18 protein-coding genes are annotated in these 22,117 nt (G+C 45.8%); 8 read left to right on the forward strand and 10 right to left on the reverse strand.

Annotated elements, in window-relative coordinates; all coding sequences use genetic code 11:
- Positions 1–36: 36 nt before the first annotated feature.
- On the reverse strand, positions 37–2,634 hold the full coding sequence (gene topA / locus IEW88_RS15470; protein ID WP_147904835.1) for a type I DNA topoisomerase: 2,598 nt from the start codon (positions 2,632–2,634) through the stop codon (positions 37–39).
- A 363-nt stretch (positions 2,635–2,997) separates the two neighbouring features.
- On the opposite strand from topA, the gene astB reads away from it, so the two are divergent.
- Complete coding sequence (gene astB / locus IEW88_RS15475) at positions 2,998–4,341, forward strand: N-succinylarginine dihydrolase (protein WP_147904836.1); 1,344 nt, start codon at positions 2,998–3,000, stop codon at positions 4,339–4,341.
- A 91-nt stretch (positions 4,342–4,432) separates the two neighbouring features.
- Here the strand turns inward: astB and IEW88_RS15480 are convergent, their stop codons facing one another.
- A complete protein-coding gene (locus IEW88_RS15480; protein ID WP_147904837.1) occupies positions 4,433–6,637 on the reverse strand; it encodes an Ig-like domain-containing protein in 2,205 nt (734 codons plus the stop codon).
- A 168-nt stretch (positions 6,638–6,805) separates the two neighbouring features.
- On the opposite strand from IEW88_RS15480, the gene IEW88_RS15485 reads away from it, so the two are divergent.
- On the forward strand, positions 6,806–8,113 hold the full coding sequence (locus IEW88_RS15485; protein ID WP_147904838.1) for a dicarboxylate/amino acid:cation symporter: 1,308 nt from the start codon (positions 6,806–6,808) through the stop codon (positions 8,111–8,113).
- Positions 8,114–8,212: 99 nt separating this feature from the next.
- Here the strand turns inward: IEW88_RS15485 and IEW88_RS15490 are convergent, their stop codons facing one another.
- From IEW88_RS15490 to IEW88_RS15500, 3 genes are all read right to left on the reverse strand, one after another.
- Positions 8,213–8,863, reverse strand: coding sequence for a thiopurine S-methyltransferase (locus IEW88_RS15490; protein WP_147904839.1), 651 nt, complete (start codon positions 8,861–8,863; stop codon positions 8,213–8,215).
- A 2-nt stretch (positions 8,864–8,865) separates the two neighbouring features.
- Complete coding sequence (gene sohB, locus IEW88_RS15495; protein ID WP_221411440.1) at positions 8,866–9,855, reverse strand: protease SohB; 990 nt, start codon at positions 9,853–9,855, stop codon at positions 8,866–8,868.
- Positions 9,856–10,048: 193 nt separating this feature from the next.
- Positions 10,049–12,436 carry a VolA/Pla-1 family phospholipase gene (locus tag IEW88_RS15500; RefSeq protein ID WP_147904840.1) on the reverse strand — a complete coding sequence of 796 codons (2,388 nt, stop codon included), beginning with the start codon at positions 12,434–12,436 and terminating at the stop codon, positions 10,049–10,051.
- Between the two features lie 220 nt (positions 12,437–12,656).
- On the opposite strand from IEW88_RS15500, the gene IEW88_RS15505 reads away from it, so the two are divergent.
- A complete protein-coding gene (locus tag IEW88_RS15505; protein ID WP_185148626.1) occupies positions 12,657–13,400 on the forward strand; it encodes a YciK family oxidoreductase in 744 nt (247 codons plus the stop codon).
- Between the two features lie 62 nt (positions 13,401–13,462).
- On the opposite strand, the gene IEW88_RS15510 is transcribed toward IEW88_RS15505, so the two are convergent.
- Positions 13,463–13,990 (reverse strand): H-NS family histone-like protein, encoded by a 528-nt coding sequence (locus IEW88_RS15510; RefSeq protein WP_053424687.1) that lies wholly within the window; start codon positions 13,988–13,990, stop codon positions 13,463–13,465.
- A gap of 191 nt (positions 13,991–14,181) precedes the next feature.
- Positions 14,182–15,084, reverse strand: a complete 903-nt coding sequence (gene galU, locus IEW88_RS15515) for a UTP--glucose-1-phosphate uridylyltransferase GalU (protein ID WP_053424686.1) — start codon at positions 15,082–15,084, stop codon at positions 14,182–14,184.
- Between the two features lie 187 nt (positions 15,085–15,271).
- Here galU and can point away from each other — a divergent pair, with 187 nt between their 5' ends.
- Positions 15,272–15,928: a carbonate dehydratase gene (can, locus tag IEW88_RS15520; RefSeq protein WP_053424685.1), complete on the forward strand. Its 657-nt coding sequence runs from the start codon at positions 15,272–15,274 to the stop codon at positions 15,926–15,928.
- A 6-nt stretch (positions 15,929–15,934) separates the two neighbouring features.
- Here can and IEW88_RS15525 read toward each other — a convergent pair whose 3' ends face one another.
- The 3 genes from IEW88_RS15525 to purU all read right to left on the reverse strand — a co-directional run bounded on the left by IEW88_RS15525 (position 15,935) and on the right by purU (position 17,859).
- On the reverse strand, positions 15,935–16,465 hold the full coding sequence (locus IEW88_RS15525; RefSeq protein ID WP_147904841.1) for a hypothetical protein: 531 nt from the start codon (positions 16,463–16,465) through the stop codon (positions 15,935–15,937).
- Positions 16,462–16,944 (reverse strand): acyl-CoA thioesterase, encoded by a 483-nt coding sequence (locus tag IEW88_RS15530; RefSeq protein ID WP_147904842.1) that lies wholly within the window; start codon positions 16,942–16,944, stop codon positions 16,462–16,464. The genes IEW88_RS15525 and IEW88_RS15530 overlap by 4 nt, the downstream gene beginning before the upstream one ends.
- Positions 16,945–17,025: 81 nt before the next feature.
- Entirely contained in the window at positions 17,026–17,859 is an 834-nt protein-coding gene (gene purU, locus IEW88_RS15535; RefSeq protein WP_147904843.1) for a formyltetrahydrofolate deformylase, read from the reverse strand.
- Positions 17,860–18,141: 282 nt separating this feature from the next.
- Here purU and tsaA point away from each other — a divergent pair, with 282 nt between their 5' ends.
- The 4 genes from tsaA (at position 18,142) to IEW88_RS15555 (ending at position 22,108) form a co-directional block, all read left to right on the forward strand.
- Positions 18,142–18,891, forward strand: coding sequence for a tRNA (N6-threonylcarbamoyladenosine(37)-N6)-methyltransferase TrmO (gene tsaA / locus IEW88_RS15540; RefSeq protein ID WP_053424719.1), 750 nt, complete (start codon positions 18,142–18,144; stop codon positions 18,889–18,891).
- The gene (locus IEW88_RS15545; RefSeq protein WP_147904844.1) at positions 18,821–19,915 is read left to right on the forward strand and encodes a Kelch repeat-containing protein; all 1,095 of its coding nucleotides are present in this window, start codon (positions 18,821–18,823) and stop codon (positions 19,913–19,915) included. The genes tsaA and IEW88_RS15545 overlap by 71 nt, the downstream gene beginning before the upstream one ends.
- Before the next feature lie 65 nt (positions 19,916–19,980).
- A complete protein-coding gene (locus tag IEW88_RS15550) occupies positions 19,981–21,753 on the forward strand; it encodes a proline--tRNA ligase (protein WP_147904845.1) in 1,773 nt (590 codons plus the stop codon).
- 61 nt (positions 21,754–21,814) lie between these two features.
- Positions 21,815–22,108, forward strand: a complete 294-nt coding sequence (locus IEW88_RS15555; protein WP_082335754.1) for a DUF6170 family protein — start codon at positions 21,815–21,817, stop codon at positions 22,106–22,108.
- The last annotated feature ends 9 nt before the right edge of the window (positions 22,109–22,117 follow it).

Below are 22,117 nucleotides of genomic sequence, written 5' to 3' on the forward strand. Positions count from 1 at the left end.
AAAAGGCGCCTAAGCGCCTTTTTTATAACACCAAAATTACTTCGCTTTTTCTTTCGTTACAACCCAATGGCCATTTTCATACCAAGCGGACCAGCCTGTGGCTTTACCATCTTTTTCCGTCATTACATACTGCTGCTTGGTCTTACGACTCCAGCGGATAATAGTCGGATTTCCAGCAGCATCTGCTGCTGGAGCCTCTGCCAGATAGTGAAACTTTGGCATGATACGATCTTTAAAGCGAGCCAGCTCAGACACTAATGGCGCTCGTGTCTCCCTCGATTTAGGAAAAGTAGCGGCAGCAAGGAATAAACCTGCAGCGCCATCACGCAGGACAAAATAGGTATCTGACTTTTCGCATTTAAGTTCAGGCAAATGCACCGGATCTTCTTTAGGTGGCGCAGCTTCACCATTTTTCAACAGCTTACGGGTGTTTTTACAGGCATCGTTGGTACACCCAAAGTATTTACCAAAACGACCTGATTTGAGCTGCATATCTGAGCCACACTTTTCACATTCAATCAGTGGGCCGTCATAGCCTTTGAGTTTAAATACACCGGATTCAACTAAATAACCGTCACAACCAGGATTATTACCACAAACATAGAGCTTACGATGCTCATCAATCAGGTAATGATCCATAGCAGTACCGCATTTAGCACAGCGCTTTTTGTGACGCAGCACTTCTGTCTCTAATTCGTCATCATCAGCGACTTCGACCGCATCATCACCGGGGGTCAGATTCATCGTCGTTGTACAACGCTCTTTTGGCGGCAGATTGTAGCCTGAGCAGCCTAAAAATACGCCAGTAGATGCAGTTCGAATCCCCATCTGACGGCCACAGGTTGGGCAGGCAATATCAGTTAAAACAAACTGATTGGTGCGCATGCCTCCTTGTTCCGGGTCAGCTTCAGCTGTTTTTAACTGAGTAGAAAAATCACCATAAAACTGATCCAACACCTTGCGCCATTGCAGTTCACCCTGGGCTATATCATCCAGCCGGACTTCCATATTGGCGGTAAAATCGTAACTCATTAAATCGCTGAAGTTCTCGACTAGACGGTCTGTGACTATTTCACCCATTTTTTCAGCATAGAAACGACGATTATCCACTTTGACATAACCACGTTCCTGAATGGTTGAAATAATAGCCGCGTAAGTCGAAGGACGCCCTATGCCACGCTTTTCCAGTTCTTTAACCAAACTGGCTTCACTAAAACGGGCTGGTGGTTTAGTGAAATGCTGAGCTGGCACTAACTGTTCCAGCTGCAGGTTTTCGCCAGGCTTCACATCCGGCAACACCAGCTCTTCTTCGTCTTTGCGTTTTTGTGCCGGCTGTACTTTAGTCCAGCCATCAAAACGTAGTACCCTGCCTTTGGCTTTTAATTCAAAGTCAGCGGCTGAGACCGTAATGGTCGTGACATCGTACTGAGCTGAGGGCATCTGACAGGCAACAAACTGACGCCAAATCAGTTCGTACAGCTTACGGGCATCAGCCTCCATATCCTGCAGGCTACTCGCCAGTACAAAAACATCAGAAGGACGAATGGCCTCGTGCGCTTCCTGGGCATTGGCTTTGCTACCATAACTTAATGGCTGCTCTGGCAGGTACTTCGCGCCAAAATTCTGCTCGATGTACGAGCGGCACGCTGTTAATGCATCCACACTCAAGTTGGTCGAATCGGTACGCATATAGGTAATATGGCCGGCTTCGTATAAACGCTGCGCCAGCATCATGGTCTTTTTCACACCATAACCTAAACGGGTACTGGCGGCCTGCTGTAAGGTCGACGTAATAAAAGGCGCCTGAGCTTTGCTGCTCGATGGCTTGTCTTCACGGTCTGTGACGCTGTAACTGGCTTTTTGTAACAAAGCCACAGCAGCATCCGTTTGAGCTTTATTCTCAGGCTTAAACGCTTTGCCGGCTTGTTTAGCCACCTCAAGTTGCAGTGCCACACCCGTTTTGGTTTGTGTATCCGCAGCAACTGTCCAGTATTCTTCAGGCACAAAAGCTTTAATTTCACGCTCACGTTCAACCACTAAACGCACAGCAACAGATTGGACGCGACCAGCAGATAACCCTCTGGCCACTTTTTTCCATAACAAGGGCGAGACCATAAAACCCACAACACGGTCCAGAAAGCGACGGGCTTGCTGCGCATTGACACGATGCTGATTCACTTCACCTGGTTCAACGAAGGCGTTTTTGATGGCATTTTGGGTGATTTCGTTAAACACAACCCGCTTAAACTTTTGATGTTCGCCACCAATAATTTCCTGAAGGTGCCAGGCAATCGCCTCCCCTTCACGGTCTAAGTCCGTTGCCAGATAGACGGTATCTGCTTTTTCAGCCAGAGCTTTCAACTCTTTGACGACCTTTTCTTTGCCAGGCAGAATTTCGTAGCGGGCTTGCCAGTTGTTGTTTGGATCTATACCCATACGTTCAACGAGAGCCTGATACTCTTTTTGCTCTTTGCTAAGCTTGGTCTTGTCTTCTTTGACTTTATCTTTGCTGCTGCTCGTTGGCAGATCGCGAATATGACCGACGCTGGATTTGACGATAAAATCGTTTCCAAGGTACTTATTAATGGTTTTAGCTTTCGCTGGTGATTCGACTATGACTAGTGATTTCGCCATTTTATGATTGAGATCCCTGACCTTTTAACGTGCCACAGGGCACTTCTTTTTTAACGTATATCCGTAAACTCAAGTTGTGACAAGAGAATAAGTTCATTATTATGCCAGAAGGTCACAATTTAGTGACTTTTCGCTGAATAAAACAGCGGGTCCTGCATAAAGTGATAAAAGTCACAGTAAAGAGGCAAGCTAAACGGCTGGCAACCACACTATGACGATAAGTACGCAGGTTAGTTTCCCTGAATCACTGCAGTGACAGCCTTAAACGCTGCCGCTTTCAGTGCCCAGTGAAAAAAATGAAGCAACGGCCGCAATAACAATAAAAGCAGTGCCCCTTCCCAAAAATGAAGGAATAAAACAAAAATGAAGTTCTTTGAAGCAAACTTTGACGGCCTCGTCGGGCCGACGCACAACTATGCCGGATTATCTATCGGTAATGTTGCCTCTCTCAATAACGCCAAAAACACCTCCAGCCCAAAACAAGCCGCTAAGCAGGGCTTACAGAAGATGAAATCTTTGTCTGAACTGGGTTTAATACAAGGTGTGCTGGCACCACAGGAAAGGCCTGACGTTTATACATTAAGACGTCTGGGTTTTACCGGAACAGACAGTGAAGTGATAAGCAAAGCGGCAAAACAAGCGCCCGCAGTGCTCAAAGCCGTCTGTTCAGCCTCCAGTATGTGGACGGCCAACGCCGCAACTATTTCACCCAGTGCAGATACTGCCGACGGTAAAATTCATTTTACGCCGGCTAACTTAACCAATAAGTTTCACCGCTCACTGGAGCCTTTAACCACGGGCCGGATCCTCAAAGCTATGTTTAGTGATGACAAGTATTTTGCGCATCATCAGCATTTGCCGGATAACGATCACTTTGGTGACGAAGGCGCAGCCAACCATACCCGTTTATGTAGTGATTATGGTAAAGCTGGCGTAGAGCTTTTTGTGTATGGTCGCTATGCCTTTGATTCTTCAAAGCCTGCACCTAAACGTTTTCCTGCCCGCCATACACTGGAAGCCTGTGAGGCAGTCGCTCGTTTGCACGGTTTATCAGAAAATGCTGCCGTGATGATGCAACAAAATCCAGATGTGATCGATCAGGGCGTCTTTCACAATGACGTGATTGCAGTGGGTAACCAAAACGTACTGTTTTTCCACGAACAGGCTTTTGTCGATACACAAGTTAAGCTGGACGAAATTCGTCGTAAATTTGGCTCTGCTGCAGATTTGCATTTTATTGAAGTGAAAACTTCAGAAGTATCGGTTTCTGAAGCGGTGAAGACCTATCTGTTTAACACTCAACTGGTGACTTTGGCCAACGGCGACATGGCGATTATTGCGCCAACAGAATGTCGCGACAGTGCAACGGTCTCCGCCTATCTGGAACAGTTGACAGGACGTGGCACGCCTATCCGTCAGGTGCATTATTTTGACGTAAAACAAAGTATGCAAAATGGCGGTGGACCGGCCTGTCTGCGCTTGCGTGTGGCCATGAGTGAAGCGGAACATCAGGCTGTCAATCCGGCGGTGCTGATGAACGAGAGTTTATTTGTCCGGTTAAATCAGTGGGTGGATACACACTATCGCGACCAGATCAGCGAAGCCGACTTAGCCGATCCACAGCTGTTGATTGAAAGTCGTCAGGCGCTTGATGAACTGACTCAAATCTTAAAACTGGGTTCTGTTTATCAGTTCCAACGCGATTAATCAGAACAACACGCAAAAAGGCGGAATTTAATTCCGCCTTTTTTATGTGTTCAGTCATTTACCGCAGCTCTGATCTGTCGTTATACCAAATTTAGTCAGTATCGCTGCAAAGCGCTCCTTCACCAAAGGGGTTGCGAGCCGGAGCTGCAGTTTCATCTGAGGTATATTCACCTGAAACCAAAGTACGGTATTCACGACTTGCGATGTTTTCGGTCCCCTCAGCAAAACCCGTTACAGAAATCATGACTCTGGTCCATGGTGCAATATCTTTGGTATAAGTTAAATCAAAAGTTGCTATACCATTTTCGTCCGCCTGCACAGTTCGGGGCACTGAGGCGACGTTACCAGGTGTTAACTGCCCGTCAGCGTTGAAGTCCTCCCCCTGGTCCAAAATCCCGTTGTTATTTATATCCTCACTCTGACAGGTCGGGCTGCTAATCACATCGTCCCAGTATTCGAAATCTGCCAAATCGGGTACAGCGACCCAGGAACCTTTGTTATAGCTGACAGGCACAACAGAAACATTCAGCTCCTGTCCAGCAACAGAATTACCTGACGAGTCAGTCACCAGTATTGAGAACTCTTGCGCAAACAAAGAATTACTGGGCGATTGTATAGAATTACCTGTACCAAAACGGAAAAACAAGGTTCTGGTCCCAACAGCGACAGGCGTATTCGCACTCACGGCAGGTGTGGTATTCAGTACCGTTGCTGTCACATTCAGATTCGCACCACTGCCAGCGCCCGTAGTGTTATCAGCGGTAAACACTGTACTGGCAAGCCCCTGAGAGTCTGTAATAGCGGTAGCAGGATCAATCAACCCACCAGGGGCTCCGTCTAATGTAAAGGCAACAGAGCGATTTTTCACCGGATTATTATTTTGATCCCGAACTACGGCACGCACCACACTTTGCTCACCAGGTCCCAGTTGTGCCGGAAATGCCGAGACTGTGATGTTATCCGGCACTGTCGCAATAAACTCAACCTGAGTTTGAGTCGTCAACAGATCAGTAGCACCGGCGCGGATCTCAGTCGCAGAAATATTGGCAAATCCAGCGAAATCAGATGCGACTAATACTGTAGCTAGCCCCTGAGCATTGGTGGTCTGATCGACAGAAATCTGAGTCAGGTTACCCGTCATTACCCCAACCTGTCCTCGGGTTGTTGTAAAGTTCAGCGCTTTAGCTGCATTAGGTAAATTATTCACCAACCACTCTAAGCTGAGCTGTTGTTCGGTTCCAAGTGGCACTTCAATCACTTCGGTATTTAGAAAACTGAACTGATCAGACTGAATAATAACAGGCGCAATGGCCGTAGCGCCTAGCCCTGTCACCCGGATCTCATCCGTGCCGCCTTGAGAAGCTTTGTAATTAAAAGATACACGACCACTATTCCCTGATGTAACCAGAGAACTACTGGTTATTGGATTTGCTAAAGCGGAGCTGATGGTTAGGGTTTGGCCCTGGATACCTTTGCCATCAAAGTTAGTTAAATCAGCAGTCATAGTCACTTCATCAGACAACACCATAGAACGGGGAGCACTGATTAAAATTGAGGTACCAACCACATCAACCTCGACCGTCGCGGTTTTATCACCGACAGATGCCGTTACAGTGATTGTGCGTAATGATGAGTCCACACTGCTTGATAAGGTGGCTTTGGCGACGCCATCCGCTTCTGTTAATGCACTAACCACCTGTAATTCACCCGAACTGGCAGCGAACTGCACTGCGACACCGGGTTGTAATATGTTATTGGAATCTAAAACCACGGCTGATAAAGCCACTTGCGCCGTTCCACCCGACCCTAGCTGCAAGTTATCTGCAATAAGGCGTAGCGATCCGACGGGCTCTTCCGGCGCAACATCATCTGCATCTCCTGCGGATGTAAAACTAACAGTAGCGGATTGCCCGCCTGTTAAAGTAGCGGTGATGTTACCAGCACCACTTTTAGAGCCAACCAGAACCCCAATAGTTGCGACACCGTCGCCATTGGTCTGAGCTGTGCCCGCTTGATTATTAAAACCAGCTAATAACTCATCATTGACACTAAAACTAATCAACTGCCCCGCCATAGACCTGCCAGTGGATGAGGACAAGGTGGCAGTTAAGGTCAGAGGTTGTGCTTTGCTTAGCTCCACTGAAGCGACACCCGATCCAGTACTTAAAGCCAGACGGATGCTGATCACTTCGGTCGTTTCACCGCCGTCATCGTCACTGATAGTGCCGCCACCTCCTCCACATGCAGCTAATAACGCCAAAACGATGATAGCAAAGTAGCAGCGGATTCTGAGCATCTGGATTCTCCATTGGATGCACTAACTTATTGTAATTACTCTAGCTTAGTAGAAACTTAAGGAACGGGCTAAGCCAAGGCGTAAAATAATTCCCTCAGTTGCAGTTTTTCTTTTGGCTCACAAACTGGTAGGCTAAGCGGCATTTTTCGGGCAAATAAAAGATAAAAAATGACTGCAAAAAAGAAATTAGGTCTTACCCCACGTATTCTGATCGGCATGGCGCTGGGTATTCTGGTTGGCGCATTCTTTAAATTCCTGTTGGCAGGTGAAGCAGAACGAACTTTGAGTTTGTTTGGTGCAGAACTGGGCCTACGGGCATTTTTTGTGGACGGTATTTTTCATGCTGGTGGACAAATTTTTGTTGCAAGCTTAAAAATGCTGGTTGTCCCTTTGGTCTTTGTTTCACTGGTCTGCGGCACCAGCTCATTAAGTGACGGCAGTACGTTAGGCCGATTGGGCGGTAAGTCGGTTGGTCTTTATATTCTGACCACAGCTATCGCCATTGCCATTGCCATATTTTTCGCAATTTTGGTATCACCTGGTGCCGGAGTTCAGATGACCTCTGATACACAATTTAGTGTGCAACAAGCGCCTTCTATTACTCAGGTTTTTATCAATATGTTCCCAAGCAACCCGGTTGAGGCCATGGCGAAAGGGGAAATGCTGCAAATCATTGTGTTTTCAGTACTCTTTGGTTTAGCTGTAGCGTTAACAGGAGAAGCAGGTTCCAGAGTGCGGGCTTTGTTTAATGATCTAAATGAAGTGGTTATGAAGCTGGTTAGCTTTATGATGGCTTTAGCCCCTTATGGTGTGTTTTTCCTGATGGCGAAACTCTTTACCACATTAGATTTAAAGGATTTAGAAAGTCTGGGTTGGTATTTTGGTACTGTGCTTTTTGTATTGTGTTTTCATGGTTTTATCGTCTATGGCGGTTTTATCTCGATTTTTGGCCGCTTAAATCCGTTCATGTTTTTCAGAAAAATGAAAGACGCCGCTTTGTTTGCTTTTAGCATGTCCAGCAGCAACGCTACTATTCCGGTGAATATGGAAACGACCACGAAAAAACTTGGGGTAAGCAACAATATAGCATCCTTCACCATCCCTTTAGGCGCCACTATCAATATGGATGGAACTGCTATTATGCAGGGTGTGGCTACTGTTTTTATTGCTCAGGTGTTTCAGATTGAGTTAACCACTATGGATTACCTGATGGTGATCCTGACGGCCACTTTAGCGTCGATAGGCACAGCTGGCGTCCCAGGTGTAGGTTTAATTATGCTGGCAATGGTGTTACAGCAGGTGGGTTTACCTGTCGAAGGTATTGCCCTGATTATTGGTGTCGACCGTTTATTGGATATGACCCGTACCGCCGTCAATATTACAGGTGATGCGATGGTGTCTTGTCTGGTTGCCAAAAGCGAAAATCAGTTTGATGAAGCTTGTTTTAACAATCCGGACGCGGGCAGAAACAGTTAATAAAGGAAATCGTCGCAACAACCTTCCCGACAGTTGCAACATACCGTCCTTCCATGCACATAAAACGCCGCTTCATGCGGCGTTTTTTATCGTCTTAACTCACCAGCAAATCCAAAATGCCTTTTCGATCAGATGACTGACCTTAAACTGGCGCTGCGCAAAAGGTCGTCCGGTCAGATTTCGTATCGCCAGAAGTTCAACAGAGGCAGCGAAATCAAATAACTGCCTGACTGCACACTCAGTCACCGAAAACGGCGGGCCAGACATTTCCTCTTGTGGATACTCCAGACTAAGCAGTAACAATGAAACAGGTCCTGGACATAAGTATTTTAATTGTTTTACATAGTCAATGCGCATTTGCAAAGGTAAAGCTATGAAGGCAGCCCTGTCATAAATCAGCCCTATATCACCTAGTTGCTCTTGCTTCAGGTCAAAATAGTCGCCTTGCCAAATATCCACAGCGGGATGACTAAAACGCTGGAACTGGCCTTGTGTTGAGACTGCAAATGACTGAGCCTGATCCTGATAAAACTGCTGACAGGCCAATGCAGAAAGTTCAGCCCCTATAACCTTGCTGTGCTGAGATAACCACCACAAATCCAGACTTTTACCACATAAAGGCGCAAAAATTGCGCCAGACGGTTGCCAATTCAGTTGTGAAAACACTATTGGCAACAGCGGGTGAATGTCCTGTTGATGGAAACCAATACGTTGTTGTTGCCAACAATTGTGCCAGAATTCAGACTCCATACTTAACGCCAAAAGCTTAGGTTAGATAAGGTGTTCAGACTTGTTGTTAAGGCCGTACTTGCAGCCAAACCTACTTTTTCTGCCAGTTTACGTTTGATCTGATACTTCACCTGCACAACTTTTTTACTGCTAAATTGCTGCACCAGATAATCGTCACTGGTTTGTAACTGATCAACCAGGTTTAATTCCAGCGCCTGGTAACCGAACCAATGCTCACCGGTTGCCACTTGATCGATTTGAAGGACAGGCCTGTGTTTATGAACAAAGTTTTTGAACAGAACATGAGTCTGTTCCAGTTCCTGTTGAAATTTTTCGCGGCCTTTTTCGGTATTTTCAGCAAAAACGGTAACTGTGCGTTTAAATTCACCTGCAGTGAATTGCTCAACATCTATATGGTTTTTCTTTAACAGCTTATGGAAGTTAGGCAACTGAGCAACCACGCCAATAGAGCCAACAATGGCAAAAGGTGCAGCTAAAATACGATCGGCAATACAAGCCATCATATAACCGCCACTGGCGGCTACTTTATCGACAGCGACCGTCAGACGAATATGCTGTTGTTTGATCCGGTCAAGCTGAGACGCCGCCAGACCATACCCATGCACTACCCCACCAGGGCTTTCTAGTCGGATTAGTACTTCATCTGTCGCTGTCGCGACAGCCAGTACAGCAGTGATTTCTTCACGTAAGGCCTCCACTTCATGTGCATCCATACTGCCATTAAAATCCAGTACAAAAAGCCGCTCTTTTGGCTCGTCCTGTTGTTTTTGTTTTTTTGACCAGGCTTTGTAAGCTTTTTTATCCAAGAGCTGTTGCTGTAAATCGTCAGTCAGCTCACGGTAATCTAGCGACAAATCGCTAAACTCCAGCTCACCTTTTTTTGCCTTTTGTTTAGCAGAGACAATCAGGGCGATAATCACAGCAACAGCTATCACTACTGTGGCTGTTTTTGCTAAAAATAAGCCGTATTGATATAAGAATTCCACTTCTATTCCTTTTTAAGAAAATTTATTGGCATTGTAGCCTGATGCTAATAAATAAGTCGAAACTATGCTCCTGCATTTTCGACATACCATCCGTCCATGGATATCGTCGAAACTATGCTTCCTGCATTTTCGACATACCATCCGTCCATGGATATAAAAAAGCCCGGCACTTAGCCGGGCTTTTGATAGGTATTGAATCTTAGTTAGCTGGAGCCATTACAGCACCGTTTGCAACCTGCAGGCCTGCACCTCGGGTGGTAAAGAAGCTTACAGCTTGTGTCTGCATCTCAGTAGTCACAGCTGGTACTGTAGGTCTTAACAGGGACGCGTGCTCACCGGCGATAAAGCGGCTCAGTGCAGTACCTGTTACAGGATAACTTCCTGCTACATTATTCACAGCTACAGCGCCCAACAGACGTGCTAATGGTTCTGTACCAGCCAAAGGCATAGTTGAAGTACCAGGTTTACCGTTAGGAATCACCTGATCAGGCAGATTGCTACCACCATCCCCTACCACTTCTGCGATATAAGCTGGTGTTTCTGTAGCCACAAAACTAGCTGCAAAGTTGTTTGGATCCCCTGCATCAGTGATCGTTTGTGCTGCAAAAACAAACTGTGATAAAGCGGCATTAATAGCGGCGACATCAGCGCCCCTGTCGATGCTGGTTAAATACTGAAGGAAAGGTTTGAAACAACTAGCAAAAGGCGCCGTTGCACTGCCACCACAACCATTTTGAGTTGTAGCAAAGTTAGTATACGACTGCGCTGTAGTACCACCAGCGCCAAGTAAAACGCTGGCTTTGATAGTGTCACCAAAAGCAACAGAGTCTAATAAGAAGTTAGCTACCGCACCGCCTGGCACTGAGAAAGCAGCAGAACGCATCGGGAACAATGGGTCTAAAGTATCAATACCCACTGGGGTATTTGCTAATGCAACAGCGGATATACCAGTAATAGACCCTAAAGATATGCCTAAAAATTGCACATCGTTTCTATTTAATAAGCCAGGTAAATTGGTCGCGTGTAAACCAATACGAACAGCTAAAATATCGGCAATACTCTGACGCAGGTTATCACGAGTGACCAGTAAATTAGACAGGTTCATATACACAGTAGCTGTCGCTGAGGAAGACGCATTGATCGGCCCGAAACCACGCTCACCATGCAGTGGATGATCAATAGCTATAGTGGCAAAACCTTGACCGGCTAAAGATGCAGTCACTGCTAACATATCTTCTTTTTTCGAAGTAATACCATGCTGCATAATCACAACAGGCCAACCTGCGGCAGGTTTGGTTTTGCCTGTTAGCGCTTCGTTAGGCACAGTCACCAATACAGGCACCGAAAGTACTGCAGTTTCTTTTGGTAGCGTATTAAATTTAGTTAAATGACGTTGTTTATCTAAGCCAAAGTCACGTAAAGCACCATTGGATGCAGCCTTACAAAATGCATCATTAGCCGCCTGAGCAGGGTCAGTGATTCTGCCCTCGAGTGCAGTTTTTTCAGCATCCGTTAATGCCGCGATAATAGCACCTGAGTCACAGCGCGCTTTCCAACTTTGGTTTAACGGCGCTCTTGGATCAGCAGTGGTGGGAATTGCTGAGTAGTAAGGCAATTTGATACTGCCTTCGTAAACCAGCGCAGCCTGAAAACGAGGATCCGTATTAGCAGGAGCTGGAAGACGATCCTGAGCTGTTTCGCCTGAATTAGCTAATGTCAGCAGTGGCGTGCTTGTGGCCGATGCAGCTTGTAACTTCGCCCCTAATAAACTCTTCACCGCAGCAAATACCGGCGCTGTAGACTGCGTAGTAATAGCTGCAGTGTAAATAATGCCGTCTTTATTTATCGACTCTGCAGACACTGCGTTTTCAAAGCTATTGATCACGCCTTGTAAAGCCAGCTGAGCAGCGGTACCTAATGGCTTAGTGGTAATGTCCTGTTTCACCAACTCATAGGTGGCAGAAGGAGCAATTGAACGGCCTTCACTGTCTTTTAACGCATCAGTGAACACCAGAATATAAGTGGTGGCAGCTTTTAATGGTTTTAATGGAATAACCGCAATGCTGTTGCCACTGGCACGAGTGATAAAGTCCACACCAAAAGTAAGACTGCCAACTGCTTTACAAGCGGCACCACGAGGCACTGCGCGACAATCTGCATCAGGTGACGCAGGGTCGCCCATCAGGGTCTCCACTAAGTACACAGCACCTGCTTGCTGCACACTGGCAGCATCTAAGGTCACGCCAGAACTGAGATTAAGTGCAATAGTAAATGGGTTCTGAGTTGACCAGCCATCTAATGCACCTAAAGCAGTAGAAGGGTCTGCATAATTCGGTGCATCAATATGTGCACCAGCTGCATTTTTTTCGCCGGGCATAAACAAGGTACCATCATTAGTACCTTGTAATAACAAATCGTTTGGAGGTGATAACACACCATTAGCAGGGTCATAAACTACACGTGATAAAGGGATTTGAACCTCACCACCTGTTTGAGTATTGTCTTTAATTTCGTCCAGTGTTTCACCACCGCAACCGGCTAAACCTAATGCACTGGCAATGGCAAAGCTAAGCAAAAGCTTGTTCATATCTTCTCCCCGTGTCCTGTATTTTTCTTATTCTGCCCCGATAGTTACCTAAAGAGGTCATTCGTTTTTGTGATGTTAGCGTTTAACAGCTACGACCAGTTAAACTTAACCCAATCAGAAAAAATTCGCTAGCTCAAAATCAAGCTTGTTGAAGAAAGGTGCAAAATTAATACAGAGCAGGTATGCTGCCGCCGTTTTTAAACGGCTGGGACTCCTATTTATGTTCAACTATCAAGCAACCCCTCAGGCTCTGGCAGATAAAGTTATTCTGGTCACAGGAGCTGGTGACGGCATAGGTAAAGCAGCAGCACTGTGTTATGCCAAACATGGTGCTACCGTTATATTGTTAGGTAAAACCACTAACAAGTTAACCGCAGTTTACGATGAAATAGTCGCAGCAGGCTGGCCTGAACCCGCTATTGTGCCGCTGGATTTAAAAGGGGCAACAGCGAAGCACTATAAAGACATGGCAGCCACTATTAAAGCAGAGTTTGGCAAGCTGGACGGTGTATTACACAACGCGGGTCTGCTTGGCGTATTAAGTCCATTTGAGCATCTGGATTTACCGACCTGGCAGGACATTATGCAGGTCAATGTAACGGCGGCAATGTTGATGAGTCAGGCTCTCATTCCGGTATTAAAGCTAGCGCCACAAGCTTCTGTTGTATTTACCTCCTCTGGTGTTGGACGTCAGGGCAGAGCCTACTGGGGAGGCTATGCAGTATCTAAGTTCGCTACCGAAGGTTTGATGCAGGTGATGGCGGCTGAATACGAAGGGACCTCGCTGCGGGTCAATGCGATTAACCCTGGTGCCACCCGTACCAAAATGCGTAGCAAAGCTTATCCGGGCGAAGACCAGTTAAGTTTGCCAACAGCTGAGCAAATTATGCCGCTGTATCTGTATTTAATGAGTGATGACAGCAAAGCTGTGAATGGCCAGTCGCTGGATGCGCAGCAGAAATAAAGGCTAAAAAAAAACCGCCACTTCACTACTGAAACTGGCGGTTTTTTTATATTCACAGATGATTACTTCTTCGACAGTATCTCTTCGCCGTTTGCCTGAGCGTAAGCGTTCCATACATCGACTTTGCTATTGAAGTTTTCTATAGCCTGAGTACCTGCTTCAGCTAACAAAGCCTCGATATCTTTGCTGTACTTACCATCTACTTTATGGAATGGCACAACTTTAATACCGCGGTCTACAAGAGACTTTTTCATGGTATGAGTTTTCAGCAAATGTAATTTACCGGCATCAACATAAAAGAACTGACTTTCTTTATTGATCGTTTTAAATTTTGGTTTAACCGGACGTTTGCCTTTTGACTCAGTATCATCATCATGACTAACGACAACATCTGCATTGAGCTGATAACCCAGTTGTTCCAGAGTAAAACCCTGAGCTTTAGCTAAAGCACGGATTTGAGACAACACTTCAGTTTCTTTTTGACGTTCGGCCAATACAGAATTTAACGTTTCAATTACTTCATGTAATTTAACAGTCGTGATTTCTTTAGCGGCTTTTTTCAGTTCTTTTTTATCAAGTAACAATGACATGAAAATCTCCCGTGGATAAATACTAAGAATGATAGTACAGAATCATTCTTACAAATTAAAGCTCAAACATAATCTTATTTAGTAAATAAAATAAAAAATGCCTGTTTTAGCCTGATTTTGACTTTATTCACTCCTTACTTACTGGGAATGAAAAAATGATCAGGCCAATAAAAATCAGCGTTTTATAGTCTTTAGTCTTTTAATAGATGAAGATTTTTCAAGTAACTGCGAAACTCGTCTGATAACTTTTTATCCTGGAGCGCATATTCAACAACAGCCTTCAGATAACCTATTTTACTACCGCAGTCATGCGACTTACCTTGTAAATGATAGGCTTCGATTTGTTCAACTAATAATAAATGATGTAAAGCATCTGTCAGTTGAATCTCGCCACCAGCGCCAGGAGCTGTGTGACGTAATAAATCCCATACTTTAGCTGACAACACATAGCGTCCGGTAATAGCCAGATTAGACGGTGCATCTTCAATCTCTGGCTTTTCGACCATAGTACGAATTAAAGCCGATTGCCCCTGCACTAACTGTTCACCTGAAATATCTACTATGCCGTATTTATTTACTTCAAGCGCTGGCACAGGTTCTACCATGATTTGGCTTGCACCTGTGGTTTCAAAACGTTGGATCATGGCTTTTAAGTTATGAATACGGGCGTCTGCATGATACTTATCAATCAAAACATCCGGCAGTATCACCGCAAAAGGTTCATTGCCAACCACAGGAGCAGCACAAAGTACCGCATGACCCAACCCCAGAGCCACAGGCTGACGCACTGAAATAACAGTAACATTTTTTGGGTTAATAGAACGCACGTCCTCCAGCAAGGAGCGCTTTACCCGCTTTTCCAGCTGGTTCTCCAACTCAAAACTGGTATCAAAGTGGTTTTCTATCGAGTTTTTACTGGAATGAGTCACCAGCACAATCTCGGTAATACCAGCAGCTGCAGCTTCTTCCACCACATACTGAATTAACGGCTTGTCCACTACAGGCAACATTTCTTTTGGGATAGCTTTAGTCGCCGGCAACATTCTGGTGCCTAAACCTGCCACAGGGATCACTGCTTTTTTTAACTTCACCATAGACTATGGTTCCTTCAGAAAAATCTTAACTTATTGTTCTATCATAACCTGAGCGTCAGTAAGCAGCCAAACAGATTTACCTCTGCTGAATTTGTTGCTCTGCTCATTTAACAAAGAGATTGCTGGTCGGTGTTCCACCTTAGGTCAGATCTGTTATCGTAGCGCCAGTTTTCTACAAGGTGATTCCATGCGTTCCTTAAAACACTTATTTGCCAATAACACGGCGTGGGCTGAGCGGGTTGAGCAGGAAGCTCCCGGGTTTTTTAAACAACTGTCAGAGCAACAAGCTCCTGAATACTTATGGATCGGTTGCTCCGATAGCAGGGTTCCTGCCAATGAAATAGTGGGCTTATTGCCGGGTGAACTATTTGTTCATCGCAATGTGGCTAATCTGGTATTACACTCCGACATTAATTGCTTGTCTGTGCTTCAGTACGCTATCGATATCTTAAAAATCAAACATATTATTGTCTGTGGCCATTATGGCTGTGGCGGTGTAGCCGCTGCGATGAACAAACAACGTATTGGTTTTGTTGATAACTGGTTACGCAATATTAAAGATGTCTATGCACTGCACAGAGATGAGCTGGACAGCTTTGAAGACGATGGCCAACGAGTCAATCGTTTGTGTGAACTGAACGTGATGGAACAGGTACGCAATGTCTGTCATACCAGCTTTGTTCAGGACGCATGGGAGCGTGGCCAGCAACTGACTGTACATGGCTGGGTCTATAGCTTACGTAACGGTCATATAAAAGATTTAAGAGTCAGCCACTCCAGTGCGACACAGATAGACAATATTTATGCACTGGAGCCAACGGAAGAGTTTAGTACTGAAAAATAACAACCTTCAATGAAAAACGACTTCGGTTTTGGGCACTCGCTTATAAGTAGCGCTGTGCCCTTTTACCCACTCTCCATTCTGTAAATACTCCGAACTGATCTGAAGCATCCCCGTTGGATCCAGTACCGAATGGGAGCGCACTTGCGTGATGCCTTGAGCATTGTTTTCTACTTTTTCCAATGCTTCAATACTTTTTGTATCAGGATTGTAGGTCATAGTGCCGTGGGTATAAAAACCTGCGGTAGTAAAATAATAATATGCAATTTTTTTCTGCTGTTGATCCCAGAAAATCATAGTCTCACCGCCGTATTCGCCATCATTGATGGAATGCACAGTTTTAATCGCCTGACCATTTAACGCCCTGCTCCATATGGAGCGGTCAATCAGTTTTTTCTCTTTACCTGGTTCAGTCAAATCCCCTTCCCAGTGGCTGTCTAAAAAGGGCCGGAAAATTTCCAGTTCAGGATGTAATACAGGTGGTGCTGCGACCGCTGTACAAGCAAAGACTGCGGCTATGAACCAAAATATTTTTATCATGATTTCTCCTGATAATAATCCAGCATATCCTGCTCAACCTCCTGCGAAAAGGCCTTGGTTTTAATAGCATAGTGCTGCAAAAATTTGTCTTCTTCCGTTTGCGGAACCCAGGCTGGCACTGCCGCTGTATTGCCCTCTGCATCTAAAGCGACAAAGCTGATAATACAATGATTGGTTTCCAGCATTTCACCGCCTTTGGTGTCACCAGAGCGTACCTGTACCAGCACATGCATACTGGTAGTACCGGTATAGACGATGCGGGCTATTAGTTCGACCTGATGCCCAACTAAGATGGGTCTGCGAAAGCGGATAGTGCCGACAGACACAGTCACACAATACAATCCACTCCAACCGGCTGCGCAGGCATAGGCCACTTGGTCAATCCACTTCATCACCATACCGCCATGCACTTTACCGCCAAAGTTGACATGAGTAGGCTCGGCTAAAAATCGGAATTCAACTGTCCTTTTACCCGACATAAAATCTTATCCTTATTGTTTTTTATCAGCATAGTTTGTTTTTCGAAAAAAACGAACCAAACCACTGATATAAATGATTTTTTATAGGATCACTGTTTTATTGCCATGCACAAAAACCCGGTCTTCCAGCACCAGTTGCAAGGCTTTGCTTAACACGTTTTTCTCGACATCCCGACCCGCTTTTACCATATCCATAGCGCTGTAGGTATGATCCACAGGGGTCACCAGTTGCTTAATAATAGGGCCTTCATCCAGATCGTCCGTGACAAAATGGGCGGTAGCGCCAATAATTTTCACGCCTCTTTTATGCGCCTGATGGTATGGATTAGCACCGATAAAAGCCGGTAAAAAACTATGATGAATGTTGATAATGCGCTCTTTGTAATGCGCGACAAAAGCCGGGCTTAATACACGCATGAACTTTGCCAGCACTAAATAATCGGCCTGATAAGGGTCTATCACCTGTCGAAGCTCGGTTTCATGCTGCTCACGACTTAAGTTGATGTGACTGACCAGGTGGTAGGGAATATCAAACTTTTCGGCCAGGCTTTGTAAATCCGGATGATTGCCAACAACAGCTGCAATATCCAGTTTTAATGAGCCGTCGTACACCTTCATTAAAATATCACCCAGGCAATGCGCCTCTTTGGTCACCAGTATCACTACTTTTTTTCGTCCTGCAGCCACCAGCTGCCGAGTACTACCTGGCGGTAAAGCTCTGTCTAAATCCAGCATCAGGGTTTTGTCATTGAAAATCCCCTCCAGCTGAGTGCGCATAAAAAACTGACCTGATTCCGGGTCAACATATTCGGTGTTCCGAATGATATTCAACTGATGCTTGTAGCAAATGTTGGTAATTTGGGCAATTAAACCTTTTGAATCCGGGCATTCAATTAATAAAACTTTCTTTTCCATATCAACTCTCGTCACGCCATAGCAAAAACAAACACAGCACTAAGGTGATGTGTCAATCAAGTGGATTCAGGTGGTTTGGTTGTTTTTCTATAAACGGCGGTTTAAACCGCTCTTGGGTGTTGGCTGTAGATTGCATCGAACAACTGTCTGCTATTAATCCCAAGTTTTAACACTATTGTAAAGTGATTTTCTATCAGAGTGCTTTTTGGGCCTTGCTTGTCCTTTGTGCATGCGGACGCCATAATGGTCCTCATTTTTTTCTGTTGGTATTTTGAGGAACTGATGCCCTCTTATCAAATGCAGGTGCTGGGCACCATCCGCTCACCCTATAAACAAAAGTTTGCTATTCCCCGCCAGCCAGGCCTGATAGCTGAAGCCAAAGCTGAACTGGTGTTGGAACCCGGTTATGACGATGACGCTATTGTCCGTGGCATTGAAGCTTTTAGCCATTTATGGCTGGTGTTTGTTTTTCATGAAACAGCCAACAAAGGCTGGTCACCGCTAGTGCGGCCACCACGATTAGGTGGCAATGAAAAAAAAGGGGTTTTTGCTACCAGGGCGACCTTTCGACCAAACCCAATTGGACTTTCTGTCGTAAAACTTGAAGGTGTGGTACGTAAACAAGGCCGTTTGATTATTCAGCTCTCCGGAGTCGATCTGCTGGACGGTACACCAATATTGGATATTAAACCTTACCTGCCCTACGCCGACGCTTTACCAAATGCTGCCGGTGGTTTTGCTGACGCGGCGCCTGAAACCGATATGACAGTCAGTTTTGAACCTGCTGTTCTGCAGTTTTGTCAGCGGCAAAAAGATCAGCCTGAATTAGCAGTATTGATAGAAAAGGTGTTAAAACAAGATCCGCGCCCCCAGTACAAAAAACAAAAAGCGGAGCAACAGAGCTATGGCATGACGCTGTATCACTTTAATATCAAATGGACAGTGAATGGAGTACACAATCATGTTACAGAGATCAGGCATGTTAAAGAAAAACAACAGGAGCATGACGTTCAGCCTCTGTCTGACGCTTAGCGCTCCTTTATGGCTTTATGCCGCTGAGCTCCCCCCCTTACCGGAACCGGTCAGTAACAATCTGGTCATGACCACCACTGTGGCTGGCCGCACTTATGTCGCCAGCTTTATGGGATTGGCTTCAGGAAAGACCCATGCCGATGTGCATAACAGAGTCTGGCAATGGACTGTGGGTGAACCTACCTGGCTAAAAGCTCCAGCCGTACCTAGTCGTCAGCGCTTAAGTGGCCGACTTGCAAGCTCTGGCGTCACCTTGCAAAACCACTTTTTTATCTTTGGTGGTTATACAGTGGCCGCCAATGGCACAGAAGTATCAAGCGCAGAGGGCTACCGCTACAGCCCGGTCACCAAAGCCTATAACAAGCTGCCGGACATGCCGGTCGCTGTCGACGACAGTGTGGCTTTGGCTTATAACAACAGATACATTTATCTGGCCAGCGGCTGGTCGCAAGATGGCAATGTTAATCTGGTGCAAGTCTTTGATAATTTTACGCAGAAATGGAGTCAGGCAACTCCTTTTCCCGGCACTCCGACTTTTGGTTTGGCTGGTGCCTTGTCCGGGAGTAGTATGCTGCTTTGTGATGGGGTCAAAGTCAGCTATCAAACCTTACCGCGTCAGTATCAGACGCAAGCTCAGTGCTGGTTAGGTGAAATCAGTAAATCAGACGCCAACCGTATCAGCTGGCAACAAATCCAGCATCCAACAGGTAAAGCCCGTTATCGTATGGCGGCAGCTGCTGTCCAACAGGACGGTAAAGACTTGATTGTCTTTATAGGCGGCAGTGAAACCGCTTATAACTACAATGGTATTGGCTACAACGGTACACCAGCACAACCTTCTGCTGAAGTCTGGGTGTATTCATTAACAGACAAAAGTTGGTTAAAAGCAGAAAACACCAGAGCTGTGATGGATTTACGCACACTGGTGAGCATGAACAACGAGCTTTACAGCTTAGGTGGCATGGTTGCAGGGCAAAATCTGACCACAGAATGGATAAAACATCAGATTAAGCTACTGCCCTAATAACAGGCTTGGTAGAATAGCGGCCATTCACAGAATTATTAAACTTAAAACTCACGGAACTATTTATGCGGACAAGTCAGTATTTACTCTCTACGATGAAAGAAACCCCGGCTGATGCCGAAATTATTAGCCATCAATTGATGTTACGCGCCGGTATGGTGCGTCGTCTGGCGTCAGGTTTGTACACTTGGTTGCCCAGTGGCCTGCGGGTTTTACGTAAAGTAGAGCAAATTGTCCGTGAAGAAATTAACAAAGCCGGTGCTATTGAAGTGTTAATGCCGGTTGTGCAGCATGCCGAGCTGTGGCAGGAATCCGGGCGTTGGGAAAAGATGGACGCTGAATTGCTGCGTTTTAAAGACCGTCACCAGCGCGATTTTGTGTTGGGTCCTACGCACGAAGAGGTGATCACCGATTTAGTGCGTAAAGAAATCAGCAGCTACAAACAGCTGCCGATTAATTTGTATCAAATTCAAACTAAGTTCCGTGATGAACGTCGTCCACGTTTTGGTGTGATGCGTGCGCGCGAATTTTTAATGAAAGATGCCTACTCTTTTCATTTAAGTCAGGAAAGTTTGCAGCAAACTTATGATGCTATGTATCAGGCGTACTGCAATATCTTCACCCGCTTAGGTTTAGATTTCCGCCCTGTGTTAGCCGATACAGGCGCTATTGGCGGCAGCATGTCGCACGAATTCCATGTGCTGGCCGCTTCTGGTGAAGATGCGATTGTATTCTCTGATGAGAGCGATTATGCCGCTAACATCGAAAAAGCAGAAGCACTGCCACCACAAGGTCAGCGCCCTGCTGCAACTCAACCCAAAACTGAAGTGGCAACACCCAACGCGAAAAGCATTGATGAGGTGGCAGCCTTTTTAAAGCGAGATGCCGCGGCTATTGCTAAAACCTTACTGGTGCAACTGAACCCGGAATTAAGCTTTGATGAAGTAAAAGCGCTGCTGGCGAATGCAGATGCCGACGTTCTTGAAAACACCTGGCGATCTAAAGTCGTTGCCTTGGTAATACGTGGCGACCATGAGTTAAACGAAATCAAAGCTGAAAAACACCCACTAGTGGCTTCTCCGCTGCAATTTGCCAGTGAAGAAGATGTATTGGCTGTCACTGGTGCTAAACCAGGTTCTGTCGGTCCTGTGGGTTTAACTATCCCTGTGGTTGTCGACCATGCTGCAGCGCATTTAGCAGACTTTGTTACTGGCGCCAATAAAGACGGTTTCCACTTCACAGGCGTGAACTTCGACCGGGATATCACCACGTATCAAGTGGCTGATTTACGAAATGTGGTTGAAGGTGATCCAAGCCCATGCGGTAAAGGCAAGTTAGTCATACGCCGCGGTATTGAGGTAGGTCATATTTTCCAGTTGGGTGATCGTTATTCATCTGCCATGAAAGCCGGTGTACTAAACGAAGAAGGCAAACACCAGATTATGACCATGGGTTGTTACGGTGTCGGCGTATCTCGCATTGTTGCGGCTGCTATTGAGCAAAACCATGACGAATACGGTATTAAATGGCCAGTGGCTATAGCACCATTTCAGGTGGCGATAGTGCCGATGAATATGCACAAATCAGTACGTATTCAGGAAGCGGCTGAGCAGCTGTATAAAGAACTGAGCGCAGCTGGCTTTGAAGTTTTATTTGACGATAGAAAAGAGCGTCCTGGTGTGATGTTTGCTGATATGGAGCTGTTAGGTGTGCCTTATCACATTATTGTAGGCGAACGTAATCTGGATGAGCAGAAAGTAGAGCTGAAAAATCGTCTGACTGGTGAAAAGCTGATGCTGGCCTTATCTGATGTGGTAGCTCAGATAAAATCGCTCTGATTACAGTCAGTCATCTACAAGGCCCTGTTCTGACGGGGCCTGTTTTTTTAAGGAGTCTTTGATGTATTTTGGTAGTCATTCCATTCCTGAGCTCGCTGGACTTAAATTTGCACAGCGGATGCAAGTGATCCGCGCAGCCACTGAGCAAGTCCCTACTCCACAAAAACTTTTATTGAACCTGCTCAAACTGGCCATTTTAATTCCGCTGTTTTTAGTCATAGCTCAATGGGAATCATGGCAAAGTACTGTCACTATCATTGTATTGCTGGCTGCCTACCCTTTGTTGACAAGGCCTCTGACCTTTGCCTTGTGTCGCCCCTACTTACAGCAAGCCCGCACTAAACTGCGGCTCTAGTAACGCCTC

Origin of the sequence: Rheinheimera tangshanensis (assembly GCF_014645135.1) — a bacterium.
Lineage (GTDB): Bacteria > Pseudomonadota > Gammaproteobacteria > Enterobacterales > Alteromonadaceae > Pararheinheimera > Pararheinheimera tangshanensis.

What these genes read in the sequence shown, in the direction of transcription:
- topA (WP_147904835.1), bottom strand. Translation starts at nt 2,634, where the DNA reads ATGGCGAAATCACTAGTCATAGTCGAATCACCAGCGAAAGCTAAAACC.
- astB (WP_147904836.1), top strand. Translation starts at nt 2,998, where the DNA reads ATGAAGTTCTTTGAAGCAAACTTTGACGGCCTCGTCGGGCCGACGCAC.
- IEW88_RS15480 (WP_147904837.1), bottom strand. Translation starts at nt 6,637, where the DNA reads ATGCTCAGAATCCGCTGCTACTTTGCTATCATCGTTTTGGCGTTATTA.
- IEW88_RS15485 (WP_147904838.1), top strand. Translation starts at nt 6,806, where the DNA reads ATGACTGCAAAAAAGAAATTAGGTCTTACCCCACGTATTCTGATCGGC.
- IEW88_RS15490 (WP_147904839.1), bottom strand. Translation starts at nt 8,863, where the DNA reads ATGGAGTCTGAATTCTGGCACAATTGTTGGCAACAACAACGTATTGGT.
- IEW88_RS15500 (WP_147904840.1), bottom strand. Translation starts at nt 12,436, where the DNA reads ATGAACAAGCTTTTGCTTAGCTTTGCCATTGCCAGTGCATTAGGTTTA.
- IEW88_RS15505 (WP_185148626.1), top strand. Translation starts at nt 12,657, where the DNA reads ATGTTCAACTATCAAGCAACCCCTCAGGCTCTGGCAGATAAAGTTATT.
- IEW88_RS15510 (WP_053424687.1), bottom strand. Translation starts at nt 13,990, where the DNA reads ATGTCATTGTTACTTGATAAAAAAGAACTGAAAAAAGCCGCTAAAGAA.
- galU (WP_053424686.1), bottom strand. Translation starts at nt 15,084, where the DNA reads ATGGTGAAGTTAAAAAAAGCAGTGATCCCTGTGGCAGGTTTAGGCACC.
- can (WP_053424685.1), top strand. Translation starts at nt 15,272, where the DNA reads ATGCGTTCCTTAAAACACTTATTTGCCAATAACACGGCGTGGGCTGAG.
- IEW88_RS15525 (WP_147904841.1), bottom strand. Translation starts at nt 16,465, where the DNA reads ATGATAAAAATATTTTGGTTCATAGCCGCAGTCTTTGCTTGTACAGCG.
- IEW88_RS15530 (WP_147904842.1), bottom strand. Translation starts at nt 16,944, where the DNA reads ATGTCGGGTAAAAGGACAGTTGAATTCCGATTTTTAGCCGAGCCTACT.
- purU (WP_147904843.1), bottom strand. Translation starts at nt 17,859, where the DNA reads ATGGAAAAGAAAGTTTTATTAATTGAATGCCCGGATTCAAAAGGTTTA.
- tsaA (WP_053424719.1), top strand. Translation starts at nt 18,142, where the DNA reads ATGCCCTCTTATCAAATGCAGGTGCTGGGCACCATCCGCTCACCCTAT.
- IEW88_RS15545 (WP_147904844.1), top strand. Translation starts at nt 18,821, where the DNA reads ATGTTACAGAGATCAGGCATGTTAAAGAAAAACAACAGGAGCATGACG.
- IEW88_RS15550 (WP_147904845.1), top strand. Translation starts at nt 19,981, where the DNA reads ATGCGGACAAGTCAGTATTTACTCTCTACGATGAAAGAAACCCCGGCT.
- IEW88_RS15555 (WP_082335754.1), top strand. Translation starts at nt 21,815, where the DNA reads ATGTATTTTGGTAGTCATTCCATTCCTGAGCTCGCTGGACTTAAATTT.